The organism is Pseudomonas sp. NFIX28 (assembly GCF_900107395.1).
In the GTDB taxonomy this organism is placed as follows: Bacteria; Pseudomonadota; Gammaproteobacteria; order Pseudomonadales; family Pseudomonadaceae; genus Aquipseudomonas.
In genome coordinates, this window is sequence record NZ_FNPW01000010.1 from 47,794 (window position 1) to 60,769 (window position 12,976).

General features: G+C 58.0%; 9 protein-coding genes and 1 tRNA gene. 6 read left to right on the top strand and 4 right to left on the bottom strand.

What is annotated here, in order from left to right:
• Window positions 1–12: 12 nt before the first annotated feature.
• Window positions 13–531 carry a 2-amino-4-hydroxy-6-hydroxymethyldihydropteridine diphosphokinase gene (gene folK / locus BLV20_RS19335; protein ID WP_092304098.1) on the bottom strand — a complete coding sequence of 173 codons (519 nt, stop codon included), beginning with the start codon at window positions 529–531 and terminating at the stop codon, window positions 13–15.
• Complete coding sequence (gene folB, locus BLV20_RS19340) at window positions 522–875, bottom strand: dihydroneopterin aldolase (protein ID WP_007926118.1); 354 nt, start codon at window positions 873–875, stop codon at window positions 522–524. Before folB ends, folK begins: the two co-directional genes overlap by 10 nt.
• A gap of 74 nt (window positions 876–949) precedes the next feature.
• On the opposite strand from folB, the gene plsY reads away from it, so the two are divergent.
• Entirely contained in the window at window positions 950–1,519 is a 570-nt protein-coding gene (plsY, locus tag BLV20_RS19345) for a glycerol-3-phosphate 1-O-acyltransferase PlsY (protein ID WP_092304099.1), read from the top strand.
• 41 nt (window positions 1,520–1,560) lie between these two features.
• On the opposite strand, the gene tsaD is transcribed toward plsY, so the two are convergent.
• Entirely contained in the window at window positions 1,561–2,586 is a 1,026-nt protein-coding gene (gene tsaD, locus BLV20_RS19350; RefSeq protein ID WP_092304100.1) for a tRNA (adenosine(37)-N6)-threonylcarbamoyltransferase complex transferase subunit TsaD, read from the bottom strand.
• Window positions 2,587–2,786: 200 nt separating this feature from the next.
• Between tsaD and rpsU the strand changes: the two genes are divergently transcribed.
• From rpsU to BLV20_RS19375, 5 genes are all read left to right on the top strand, one after another.
• Window positions 2,787–3,002, top strand: a complete 216-nt coding sequence (gene rpsU, locus BLV20_RS19355; protein WP_002551877.1) for a 30S ribosomal protein S21 — start codon at window positions 2,787–2,789, stop codon at window positions 3,000–3,002.
• A gap of 468 nt (window positions 3,003–3,470) precedes the next feature.
• On the top strand, window positions 3,471–5,435 hold the full coding sequence (gene dnaG, locus BLV20_RS19360) for a DNA primase (protein ID WP_092304101.1): 1,965 nt from the start codon (window positions 3,471–3,473) through the stop codon (window positions 5,433–5,435).
• Window positions 5,436–5,502: 67 nt separating this feature from the next.
• The gene (gene rpoD, locus BLV20_RS19365; RefSeq protein WP_092304102.1) at window positions 5,503–7,350 is read left to right on the top strand and encodes an RNA polymerase sigma factor RpoD; all 1,848 of its coding nucleotides are present in this window, start codon (window positions 5,503–5,505) and stop codon (window positions 7,348–7,350) included.
• A gap of 122 nt (window positions 7,351–7,472) precedes the next feature.
• Entirely contained in the window at window positions 7,473–11,216 is a 3,744-nt protein-coding gene (locus BLV20_RS19370; RefSeq protein WP_092304103.1) for a bifunctional diguanylate cyclase/phosphodiesterase, read from the top strand.
• A 15-nt stretch (window positions 11,217–11,231) separates the two neighbouring features.
• Window positions 11,232–11,308 (top strand) — tRNA-Ile (locus BLV20_RS19375).
• A gap of 105 nt (window positions 11,309–11,413) precedes the next feature.
• Here BLV20_RS19375 and BLV20_RS31060 read toward each other — a convergent pair.
• Window positions 11,414–12,973: a hypothetical protein gene (locus BLV20_RS31060; protein ID WP_218190306.1), complete on the bottom strand. Its 1,560-nt coding sequence runs from the start codon at window positions 12,971–12,973 to the stop codon at window positions 11,414–11,416.
• Between the last annotated feature and the right edge of the window lie 3 nt (window positions 12,974–12,976).

Sequence of the window (12,976 nt, forward strand, 5' to 3'; positions counted from 1 at the left end):
CACCAGTAGCGGCTAGCCCAGCTCCGGCGGCGTCAGTTGCCTGCCCTGCCACTCAAACGCCATAGGCGCCAGCACCTGATCGATCCGTGCCTCGCGCCAGAGGGTGGCGAAATCCTGCCCAGCCAACGGATGAACCCGCTCTGGAGCCATCAGCGACAAGGGCCAAAGTACAAAGGCATTCTTGAGAATTTCTGCGCGCGGCAGGATCAAACCGTCGAAATTGCCCACCAGATCACCATACAGCAGCACATCGATATCCAGCGGCAGGCCTTTGCGGTCCGGGGCATAACGACCGTTGTCCGCCTCGATGAACTTCAGTCGGCGGTCCAGCTCCATCAATGGCAAGTCGGTAAAAGCCGAAACTACCAGATTGAAAAATGGCCCACTCTTGATCCCCACCGGCTGGCTTTCAAATACCGGCGAGCAGCGCATGTCCTGCAGGAAGCCCGCCAGGGCATCGAGCCCGGCCAGCAAATGAGTTTCGCGCTCGATATTGCTGCCGAGCCCAAGAAATACCTGAGTTAGCGACATCCGCGCTCGATCTCCACGCCAACACCTTTGGCGGCCGCAACAGCACCGGGCTTGGTCAGCTTGAGGTGCAACCAGGGAATATGGAACTCGCTCATCAGAACCTCGGCCAGGCGCTCGGCAAACGTCTCGACCAGCTGGAACTGCGCCTGCTCGGCAAACGCCTGAATCCGCGAAGACACGCTGGCATAGTCGAGCGCCAAGGTCAGATCGTCGCCGGCAGCGGCTGGGCGATTGTCCCAGGCGAAGCTCAGGTCAAGGCGCAGGCACTGCCGGATGCCTCGCTCCCAGTCGTAGGCACCGATCACCGTGTCGACTTCCAGGCCCTCGATAAACACTCTGTCCAAGCACTCTTCTCCGCAGCACGACAAGGGCGCAATGCGCCGTTAGAATCAGGGCGTCCTCGCCCGGAATAGTTAGCATGTTTTGGTTACTGGCGATCTTCGCCTACCTGCTCGGCTCTCTGTCCTTCGCCATCTTGCTCAGCCGCCTGACCGGTAAACCCGACCCGCGAATGAGTGGCTCGGGCAATGCCGGCGCCACCAACATGCTGCGCCTGGCCGGCAAGAAACTGGCGATACTGACCTTGCTCGGCGACCTGCTCAAAGGGCTGTTGCCCGTACTGATCGCCAGTCTCGCAGGCCTTTCGCTCCAACAACAGGCCTGGATCGGGCTCTACGCCGTACTGGGCCACCTGTTCCCGGTGTATTTCCGTTTTCGCGGCGGCAAGGGTGTTGCCACCGCCGCCGGGATGCTGCTGGGGCTGTATCCGCCAGCCGCGCTCCTGGCCATAGCCGCCTGGCTCCTGACCTTCTACCTGACCCGCACCAGCTCGCTGGCAGCCTTGATCGCCACGCCCCTGACCTTGCCATTGCTGGCCTGGCAGGCACCGGCGGCGCTGCTGCCGATGAGCGTACTCACACTGCTCATCGTCTGGCGCCACCGCGGCAATCTACGCGACCTGTTTGCCGGGCGCGAACGGCATTTCTGAATCCTGAAGATGAACCCGGCTCAGGCCAGAGGGTTACCGACTCACAACGGCGACAGCTGCTCCATCGGCCAACGCGCCTGCACACTGATCGCCAGGCTCTCCTGCTGGCCTGCCTGCAAACGCTGGCAACCGGCAAACGCGATCATTGCGCCATTGTCGGTACAGAACTCAGGACGGGCGTAAAACACATTCCCTTTCATCTCGCCGAGCATTTTCTCCAGCGATGCGCGCAGAGCCTTGTTGGCACTCACGCCGCCAGCGATGACCAGACGCTTGAGTCCCGCTTGCTTCAAGGCGCGCTTGCATTTGATGGTCAGAGTTTCCACCACCGCCTGCTGGAAGGCGAGCGAGATGTCGCAACGGGTTTGCTCGCCGTCGTCTCCAGCGCTAACGCATTGTTGCCAGGTGTTCAGGGCGAAGGTTTTCAAGCCGCTGAAACTGAAATCCAGCCCCGGACGATCGGTCATCGGCCGCGGGAAGACAAAACGGCCAGGCACACCTTGCGCGGCCAGACGGGCGATTTCAGGGCCGCCCGGATAATTCAGGCCGATCATCTTCGCCGTCTTGTCGAAAGCTTCACCGGCAGCATCATCCAGGGTTTCCCCCATCAATTCGTACTGCCCGATGCCATCGACTCGTACCAGCTGTGTGTGGCCACCGGAAACCAACAAAGCGACGAACGGAAACTCCGGCGGTTGCTCTTCCAGCATCGGCGCCAGCAAGTGGCCTTCCATATGGTGCACACCCAGCGCCGGGATGCCCCAGGCGAAGGCCAGCGCCTGGGCGCAGGAAGCGCCCACCAGCAAGGCCCCGACCAGGCCAGGGCCCGCGGTATAGGCAATGGCGTCGATCTCGGTCGGCACGCAGTCCGCCTCGGCCAGGACCTGACGGATCAGCGGCAGCATGCGCTTGACATGATCGCGAGAGGCCAGCTCCGGCACCACGCCACCATAAGCCCGATGCAGGTCGATCTGACTGAACAGCGCATCGGCCAGCAGGCCACGTTCGCTGTCGTAAAGCGCGACGCCGGTTTCGTCGCAGGAAGTTTCTAATCCCAGTACTAGCATGGGTTTGCGCCTTGTAGAGGCTAAATTCGAAGGCGCGCATAATAGTCGCCACTCCTTCGCCCGACCAGCGGTTTTCGATCAGAGGCTTTGCATTCCGAGCGATGAGGGGTTAACATCCGCAACCCTTAAAAACCGACGACCTCAGCCGCGATTTTTGCGACGAGAACGTTGACCCCGGTAATGAATGAAGGTAGCTCTGGATGCCAGCCGTCAAAGTTAAAGAGAACGAACCCTTCGACGTAGCTCTGCGTCGTTTCAAGCGCTCCTGCGAAAAAGCCGGTGTTCTGGCTGAAGTTCGTAGCCGCGAATTTTACGAGAAGCCGACTTCTGAGCGTAAGCGCAAAGCAGCTGCTGCTGTTAAGCGTCACGCCAAGAAAGTTCAGCGCGAACAGCGCCGCGCCGTACGTCTGTACTAATACATAGACGTTCGCTGCAAGCTTCTGCCAAGCCCGGCCCTCAGCCGGGCTAATGGCATTTGCGGACAACGCTTGATGCTTCACCGTCAACGCCGCCCATGCGACCGAGACAATCCGCTTCACCACGTCAGACCTGGCTTCCTGCCAGCGGTGCACGTCTCTTCTGACGAGCCTTCCAAGGCTACTGACGAGCACACTTTATTCTGATTCCTCAACAGACTCAGCCCAAGGCGCCTTCTCCAACGCCCGCTTGTGAGCCATCCGAGACCTGTCGGACTCAGAGCAATATCTTCAAATAGTCGAAGACTGATCGAAGCTAACGTCAGTGGACTTTCGGCAGATACACTTCCCGATAGCGATCAAGCCGACGACAGATGGTCGAACGCACAGCCGTTGCGTCTCGAAACACCCCACTTTCGAAGCCTTCGCATTGATCCAATTCTTTCGCGCAGTGATGATGAGAACGCCATGGCCGGGCTGATTCCCCAGAGCTTTATTGACGACCTTCTGAACCGCACCGACATCGTCGATGTTGTCAGCTCGCGCCTGCAGATGAAAAAGGCCGGCAAGAACTACACCGCCTGCTGCCCGTTCCACAAGGAAAAAACCCCCTCTTTCAGCGTCAGCCCCGACAAGCAGTTCTATTACTGCTTCGGCTGTGGCGCGGGCGGCAATGCCCTCGGCTTCATCATGGACCACGACAACCTGGACTTCCCCCAGGCAGTCGAGGAACTGGCCAAAGCCGCCGGCATGGAAGTCCCGCGCGAAGAAAGCGGGCGCTCGCACAAGCCCCGGCAGCCGACCGATTCACCGCTTTACCCACTGCTTACAGCGGCCGCCGACTATTATCGCCAGGCCCTGAAAAGCCATCCGGCTCGCAAGGCGGCGGTCGATTATCTCAAGGGACGCGGCCTGACCGGCGAAATTGCCCGCGATTTCGGCCTCGGCTTCGCTCCACCCGGCTGGGACAACCTGTTCAAGCATTTGAGCAGCGACACCCTGCAGCAAAAAGCCATGATCGACGCCGGCCTGCTGATCGAAAACGCCGAAACCGGCAAACGCTACGACCGCTTCCGCGACCGGGTGATGTTTCCGATCCGCGACAGCCGTGGCCGCATCATCGCCTTTGGTGGCCGGGTACTGGGCGACGACAAACCGAAGTACCTGAACTCGCCGGAAACGCCGGTTTTTCACAAGGGCCAGGAGCTTTACGGCCTGTTCGAAGCCCGCAAGAACAACCGCAACCTCGACGAAATCATCGTCGTCGAAGGCTACATGGACGTGATTGCCCTCGCTCAACAGGGCTTGCGCAACGCCGTTGCGACCCTGGGCACAGCCACCAGCGAAGAACACCTCAAGCGCCTGTTTCGCATCGTGCCCAGCGTGCTGTTCTGCTTCGACGGCGACCAGGCCGGGCGCAAGGCCGCCTGGCGCGCGCTGGAGGCGACCCTGTCCAGCCTGCAGGACGGTCGCCGGGCGCGCTTTCTGTTTCTGCCCGAAGGGGAAGACCCGGATACCCTGGTCCGCTCCGAGGGCACAGACGCCTTTCGCGCCCGTATCAACCAACACGCCCAACCGCTGGCCGATTACTTCTTCCAGCAACTGACCGACGAAGCCGACCCGCGCTCGCTCGAGGGCAAGGCCCACCTGGCCACCCTGGCTGCGCCGCTGATCGACAAGGTCCCCGGGGCCAACCTGCGGACCCTGATGCGCCAGCGCCTCAGCGAAATTACCGGGCTCAACAACGAGGCCGTCAGCCAGTTGGTGCATAGCGCCCCACAAGAAGCGCCTCCAGCTTACGACGCCGGCATCGATTACGACGCCATGCCGGACTATGCCGACTACCACGAACCGCAAGAGGCCTACGTGCCGCAGCAGGAGTGGACGCCGAAGAAAAGCGGCGCCGGCGGCAAGAAGTGGGAAAACAAACCCTGGGACAAAAAGGGCAAGCGTAACGGTGATCGCGATCAGCCACGTGCCCCGCGCGTCCCGGCCGCCGTCGAACCACCAACACTGTCAGCCCTTCGAACATTGCTGCATCACCCGCAACTGGCCGAAAAAGTTGAAGACGCCGGGCATTTCGCCGCCGATGACAACACCAACACCCAGTTGCTGGTCGCCCTGATCGAAGCCGTGCAGAAAAATCCTAAGCTACGCTCTATTCATCAACTGATGGCGCGCTGGCACGGTACCGAACAAGGCCGCCTGATCAAGGCGCTGGCAGAAAAGGAGTGGTTGATTGAGGGCGATAACCTTGAACAACAGTTTTTCGACACCATTAAAAGCTTGTCCGCTCGTCAACGTGAGCGTGTTTTGGAACAACTTCTCAGGAAATCGCGTCAAAGCGAATTGAGTGGCGAAGAAAAAATTCAGCTACTTGAGCTTTTAAAACGCAATGTTCCCGCATCAAACCCGACCTCAACTGGCGCGTGAGGTCATAGCTCGGGTATAATCCTCGGCTTGTTTTTTGCCCGCCAAGACCTTCAGTGGATAGGGTGTTATGTCCGGAAAAGCGCAACAGCAGTCTCGCCTCAAAGAGTTGATCAGCCGTGGTCGTGAGCAGGGTTACCTGACTTACGCGGAGGTCAACGACCACCTGCCGGAGGATATTTCAGATCCGGAACAGGTGGAAGACATCATCCGCATGATCAACGACATGGGGATCAACGTATTCGAGAGTGCTCCGGATGCGGATGCCCTTTTGTTGGCCGAAGCCGATACCGACGAAGCAGCAGCTGAAGAAGCCGCCGCAGCGTTGGCGGCTGTGGAAACCGACATTGGTCGCACTACCGACCCAGTGCGTATGTATATGCGCGAAATGGGTACGGTAGAGCTGCTCACACGTGAAGGCGAAATCGAAATCGCCAAACGTATCGAAGAGGGCATCCGTGAAGTGATGGGCGCGATCGCGCACTTCCCTGGCACGGTTGAGCACATCCTCTCCGAATACACTCGCGTCACCACCGAAGGTGGCCGCCTGTCCGACGTCCTGAGCGGTTACATCGACCCGGACGACGGTATTGCGCCGCCTGCCGCCGAAGTACCACCGCCTGTCGATGCCAAGGCCGCAAAAGCGGACGACGACACCGACGACGATGACGCCGAAGCCAGTGACGACGAAGAAGAAGCCGAAAGCGGTCCGGATCCGGTCATCGCAGCCCAGCGCTTTGGCGCCGTTGCCGACCAGATGGAAATCACCCGCAAGGCGCTGAAAAAGCACGGTCGCGAGCACAAACAGGCCCTGGCAGAAATGCTGGCCCTGGCTGAACTGTTCATGCCGATCAAACTGGTTCCGAAGCAATTCGAAGGCCTGGTTGAACGTGTTCGTAGCGCCCTGGATCGCCTGCGTCAGCAAGAGCGCGCGATCATGCAGCTCTGTGTTCGTGACGCCCGCATGCCCCGCGCCGACTTCCTGCGCCAGTTCCCTGGCAATGAAGTAGACGAAAGCTGGTCCGACGCGCTGGCCAAAGGCAAGGCCAAGTACGCCGAAGCCATCGGCCGCCTGCAGCCGGATATCATCCGTTGCCAGCAGAAGCTGAGTGCACTCGAGGCCGAGACCGGCCTGACGATTGCCGAGATCAAGGACATCAACCGTCGCATGTCGATCGGCGAGGCCAAGGCCCGTCGCGCGAAGAAAGAGATGGTTGAAGCCAACTTGCGTCTGGTGATCTCCATCGCCAAGAAGTACACCAACCGTGGCCTGCAGTTCCTCGACCTGATCCAGGAAGGCAACATCGGCTTGATGAAAGCGGTAGACAAGTTCGAATACCGTCGCGGCTACAAATTCTCGACTTATGCCACCTGGTGGATCCGTCAGGCGATCACTCGCTCGATCGCCGACCAGGCCCGCACCATCCGTATTCCGGTGCACATGATCGAGACGATCAACAAGCTCAACCGTATTTCCCGGCAGATGCTGCAGGAAATGGGTCGTGAACCGACGCCGGAAGAGCTGGGCGAACGCATGGAAATGCCTGAGGACAAGATCCGCAAGGTATTGAAGATCGCTAAAGAGCCGATCTCCATGGAAACCCCGATCGGTGATGACGAAGACTCCCATCTGGGTGACTTCATCGAAGACTCGACCATGCAGTCGCCTATCGATGTCGCCACTGTTGAGAGCCTTAAGGAAGCGACTCGCGAAGTACTTTCCGGCCTTACCGCCCGTGAAGCCAAGGTACTGCGCATGCGCTTCGGCATCGACATGAATACCGACCACACCCTTGAGGAAGTCGGTAAGCAGTTCGACGTTACCCGCGAGCGGATTCGTCAGATCGAAGCCAAGGCGCTGCGCAAGCTGCGCCATCCGACGAGAAGCGAGCATCTGCGCTCCTTCCTCGACGAGTAAAACCAAAACCCCCAGCCCTGCTGGGGGTTTTGTTTTGTGCAGTTTAAAAACGCCATCACGCCTCCCCCCTCTGGATTGCCCGTCTACACTCGAAACATTCCCCGTGCCATAACGAGACCGTTATGCCCAGACTGCCGACCGTGCTGGTGCTGTCGCTGCTCGCCTGGGCCGCAACAGCTGGCGCGCTGCCCCTCACCGATGAAGAACGTGGCTGGCTTTCGGCTCATCCGGAACTGCGCCTGGGCGTCGATGCATCATGGCCTCCCTTCGAATATCGCGATGAAGAGGGCCGTTACCAGGGCCTTGCGGCGGATTACATCCATCTGATCCAGGATCGCCTGGCGATCACGCTCAAGCCGATAGAGCCCGCCAGTTGGAGCGAAGTGCTCGAGTCTGCGAAAAAAGGCAAGCTGGACCTGCTGCCAGGCATCATGTCGACCCCGGAACGGCAAAATTACCTGGCCTTCACCCGCCCGTACCTCGACTTCCCTATTGTGATCCTGGCCCATAAAGGTGGCGCACAGCCTCGCAAACTCGCGGATCTGTATGGCCTGAAGATCGCCGTCGTCGAAAACTACGCCCCCCACGAACTGCTGCGCACCCATCATCCGGATCTGAACCTGGTCGCCCTGCCCAACGTGAGCTCGGCCTTGCAGGCACTGGCCCTCAACCAGGTCGATGCCGTGGTCGGCGACCTGGCTTCCAGTGTGTGGAGCCTGCGACAGTTGAAGCTGGACGGGCTCTACGTCAGTGGCGAAACGCCTTACCGCTATCAATTGGCCATGGGCGTGCCCCGCGACAGCAAGATACTGGTCAGCATTCTCGACAAGGTACTGGCCGACATAAGCCCGGCGGAGGTCAGCGAAATCCAGCAGCGCTGGGTTGGCAATGTGCTCGACCATCGCTCGTTCTGGTCGGACCTGCTGTTCTACGGCCTGCCGGGGCTGCTACTGCTGTTTGCCGTGCTGGCGGCGGTGATCCGCATCAATCGCCGGCTGAGCTCCGAGATCGCCCGGCGCGTGGCCCTGGAACAGGAACTGCGTAGCAGCGAATACCATTACCGCGGCCTGGTCGAAAGCCTTTCGGCGATCGCCTGGGAGGCGCGTATCAGCGACTTCACCTACAGCTACGTGTCGCCCCATGCCGAACAGTTATTGGGCTATCCCCTTTCGCACTGGCTGATTCCAGGGTTCTGGCGAAACATCATCCACCCCGCCGATCTCATTCGCGCGCAGAACTTCTGCGACCACGAAGTGCTGGCCGGGCGCGATCACAGCCTGGATTACCGCGTGATCACCGCCGATGGCCGCTGCCTGTGGGTTCGCGACATCGTCAGCCTGATCGAGCATGGACATGAACCAATCATGCGCGGCCTGATGATCGACATCAGCGAAACGAAACGCACCGAAGAGGCCCTGCGGCTCTCGGAACAGAAATTCGCCTCGGTCTTCCAGCAATGCCCCGACATCCTGGTCATTGCCCGCCTGTCGGATGGCTGCCTACTGGAGGTCAACGAGGCGTTCGAAGAACAGATCGGCCTGAGCGCGGGGCAAGTCGTGGGGCAAACGGCCACCGAGCTGAATATCTGGGGCATCCAGGGCGTCGGCCCGGGGCTGCTGCAACGCTTGCAGGCCGGCAGTATCCGCAACCTGGAGATGCCTTTCCGCCGCAGCAATGGCCAGTTGTTCACCGGGCTGATCTCCGCCGAACCCTTCGACCTGGAAACCACGCCCGCCCTGGTCGTGGTGGTTCGCGACATCAGTCAACTGAAGGAAACCCAGCAGCAGCTGCAAACCTCCGAAGAGAAGTTCGCCAAGGCTTTTCATGCATCGCCCGACGGCCTGCTGCTGAGTCGCCAGCGCGACGGCCTGCTAATAGAGGTCAACGAGGGTTTCAGCCGCATCACCGGCTTCAACAGCGCCATGTCTGTCGACCGCTCGACACTGGACCTGGGCATCTGGGTCAACCTGAATGAACGCCGGCAGATGCTCGACCTGCTGCAGCGCGATGGCTTCGTACGCGACTTCAGCTGCCATATTCGCCGCAACGACGGCCAGATCCGCCTCTGTGAGCTCTCCAGCCGGCCGCTGCCGATCGGTGACGAAGATTGCATGCTGACCATTGCCCGCGACATTACCGAGCGCCACCTGATGCAAGAGAAACTGCAACAGGCCGCCACGGTGTTCGAGAGCACCGCCGAAGGCGTACTGATCACCGATACCCAGCAACACATCAGCGCGGTCAATCGGGCGTTCAGTGAAATCACCGGCTACAGCGAAACCGAAGCCCTGGGGCACACGCCGCGCCTGCTGGCTTCCGGCCTGCATGACAGCGCCTTCTACGCCGCCATGTGGCACCAACTGACCGCCGAGGGCCATTGGCAGGGAGAGATCTGCAATCGACGCAAAAATGGCGAGCTGTACCCCAGCTGGTTGACCATCAGCGCCGTGCGCAACAAAGACCGGTTCATCACCCATTTCGTCGCGGTGTTCGCCGATATTTCCAGCCTCAAGCACGCCCAGGCCAAGCTCGACTACCAGGCGCACCACGATCCGCTGACCGGCTTGCCCAACCGCACCCTGTTCGAAAGCCGCCTGCTGACCGCGCTCAACAGCCAGCAGGAGAATGGTGGCCAGGGTGCCGTGCTGTTTCTCGATCTGGACCGCTTCAAGCACATCAATGACAGTCTCGGCCACCCGGTCGGCGACTTGCTGCTCAAGGGCATCGCCGTGCGCCTGAAGGAGCAGCTGCGGGATATCGACACCGTGGCCCGCCTGGGCGGCGACGAATTCATCATCCTGCTGCCGGGGCTGCAGCAGCCCAGCGATGCCGACCACATCGCCAACAAGCTGCTGAACTGCTTCACCGCGCCATTCCAGGCGGGCGAGCATGAGTTTTTCATCAGCGCCAGCATCGGCACCAGCCTCTATCCCCGGGACGGCTGCGACGTGGCCACACTGGTCAAGAACGCCGATGCCGCCATGTACCGCTCCAAGGCCAAGGGCCGTAACCGGGTCGAAAGCTACACCCGCGACCTGACCGCCCAGGCCAGCGAGCGCGTGGCCCTGGAACATGAACTGCGGCGAGCCATCGAGCGTAACGAGCTGTATCTCTACTACCAGCCCAAGATCAGGCTCAAGGACCAGGAGCTGGTGGGCGCCGAAGCCTTGATTCGCTGGCATCACCCGACCTTTGGCGATGTCCCGCCCGAACACTTCATCCCCCTGGCCGAAGAGAACGGCATGATCTTGCAGATCGGCGACTGGGTGCTGGAGCAAGCCTGCCAGCAATTGCGCGCCTGGAACGAGTGCTACGAGAGCTTCGGCCCGCTCTCGGTCAACCTCGCCGGCGCCCAGTTGCGCCAGCCGAACCTGCTGGGACGAATTGAGCAATTGCTGAAGGAAAACCGCCTCAAACCCGGCCTATTGCAGCTGGAAATCACCGAAAACTTCATCATGAGCCAGGCCGAGGAAGCCCTGGAGGTCCTGCACCAGCTAAAGCACCTGGGCGTTCAGCTGGCCATCGACGACTTCGGTACCGGCTATTCCTCCCTCAGCTACCTCAAGCGTTTGCCGCTGGATTTCCTGAAGATCGATCAATCTTTCGTCCGCGGCCTGCCCGATGACCCCCACGATGTAGCCATTGTGCGAGCCATCATCGCCCTGGGCCGCAGCATGCAATTCACCGTGATCGCCGAAGGCGTGGAAACCCATGACCAGCAGGTATTCCTCGGCAACGAAGGCTGCGAACAGATCCAGGGCTACATCATCAGCCTGCCGCTGAGCGCCGACGAATTCGCCGCGACCTTTCTACGCTTTCCCGTTTCCGATTTTTCGGATAGCACAGCCGAGAAACCGTCGCTATAATCCGCCGCCTACTGAGGGCCTATAGCTCAGTCGGTTAGAGCAGAGGACTCATAATCCTTTGGTCCACGGTTCGAGTCCGTGTGGGCCCACCACCTTGAAAGCCGCGCATTGCGCGGCTTTCGCGTATCTGGCATGTGAACTCAAGCAGCCCAAACCGTTCTTGTTACGGCGGTAATGTCCACAAAACGTCCACATCCCTATTCAAAGCTCTGAAGCAGCTGGTCCCTAAACCTACTGAAAGCCCGCATGTAGGTGACTGGATGCTGGCTCGTCCAATAGCGTTTATTCCCCCCTAAAAGCTCCTGCATCTCGTCGTGGGTCTTCTCTAAGGTACTTCCTATCCCTACTGCTCCTATCACGTCAGGACCGACCTTCTCATTGATATGCTGCGAGAGACTGAACCTTGAGCCACCAGGTTGTTTTTCTGCCTCTTCAACATCACGAAAGAGAGCAGATAGTGAACCAATGGGCTTATCCTTTAACCACTCTGTAAGAGTATTGAGATCTTTCAGTGTCATATAGATCACATCTTGCATTGGCACCGGCAAACTTCCATATGTAACTTTGAGCTCCTTTTCTAAATCTGGCCTAATGTAACTCCCCAGATATTCACCACCATAAACAAAGAAATCTTCCAAAGTTACAACTACGATCCTAGCCTTCATCCCTTTAAACCTCTCAGAGGCTAAAAGCTTGAAAGCCGTCTCCTGACCTTGCTCAACTCCCTTTATGAAACATTCCTCTAAAAGCCTAGATAGCCAATCTGGATCATAGACGCACTTCATTAAGACAGTAGGTATTATCGCCTTCGACTCAAAGATAAATAATTCATCACCATCAACAACAACATAATCAGCAATCTGTCCTACTTTTACAGGAATAACCCCATTAAGATCCGACATAGAATAAACATCCATAGGAGTTATTCTTAACCGCTCACCTATATATGCCTCAACATCATGTCCGAATTTGACAGAGAACGGCTTACAGGCTTTCAAGGTTTCCATCGCAATACTTCTCAAACCGGAGATACATAAACCAGCATTGAAGATTACCAGACCTTCATTCTCTATTATTATCGGTTTATTTTTTAGAGGTGTTTCCTGATACAGCTCCACTGAGTTAGAGTCTTCAACTACAAAGCCCTGCATAAAGTCGTGAAGCTTAGGGAATGTAATTGATACCAATCTTAGAAATTTAATTAACACATCATCTGAAAGCGCAGGTGACAAGTGACTATAGAAGCATGACAGACTCCACTTAACCACACGATTAGATTCAGCTTTACCTGCAACAGTTAAAAGGTAAAACGATATCTTATAATAGTCATCTAGCCCAATACCTGTCTTTTCCAAAAACAGTTGATTATTAGTATCAAAGGAGCGCTCAAATAATGCTCTCTGTAAAATCACATGACGCAAAGAGTCAATAAAGCCTATTTGATACCAAAGCTGTTGGTTTAGCATAGACCGCACCATCAGCATAAAACTTCCATTATTAGGACCTAGCAACTTGCTGGAAAGATGATAAATCTTGTTGGCCACCGACCAAAACTCACGCGCCTCCATTTTTAGTGGTCCATCGCGCCCCTGCAAAGACAGCTTCAACAGGAACATAATTATCCACGGCATACCTTCAACCCCCTTAGTATTCTTATCCAAGTGAGTCAAAGCACAATTAAATGTGGAGATATGAGAATACCGGGAAAGCTCAGTCTTAATACTGGCCAGCTCTCTGGAATATGACTGAACTATCAACTG

What these genes read in the sequence shown, in the direction of transcription:
- folK (WP_092304098.1), bottom strand. Translation starts at nt 531, where the DNA reads ATGTCGCTAACTCAGGTATTTCTTGGGCTCGGCAGCAATATCGAGCGC.
- plsY (WP_092304099.1), top strand. Translation starts at nt 950, where the DNA reads ATGTTTTGGTTACTGGCGATCTTCGCCTACCTGCTCGGCTCTCTGTCC.
- tsaD (WP_092304100.1), bottom strand. Translation starts at nt 2,586, where the DNA reads ATGCTAGTACTGGGATTAGAAACTTCCTGCGACGAAACCGGCGTCGCG.
- rpsU (WP_002551877.1), top strand. Translation starts at nt 2,787, where the DNA reads ATGCCAGCCGTCAAAGTTAAAGAGAACGAACCCTTCGACGTAGCTCTG.
- dnaG (WP_092304101.1), top strand. Translation starts at nt 3,471, where the DNA reads ATGGCCGGGCTGATTCCCCAGAGCTTTATTGACGACCTTCTGAACCGC.
- rpoD (WP_092304102.1), top strand. Translation starts at nt 5,503, where the DNA reads ATGTCCGGAAAAGCGCAACAGCAGTCTCGCCTCAAAGAGTTGATCAGC.
- BLV20_RS19370 (WP_092304103.1), top strand. Translation starts at nt 7,473, where the DNA reads ATGCCCAGACTGCCGACCGTGCTGGTGCTGTCGCTGCTCGCCTGGGCC.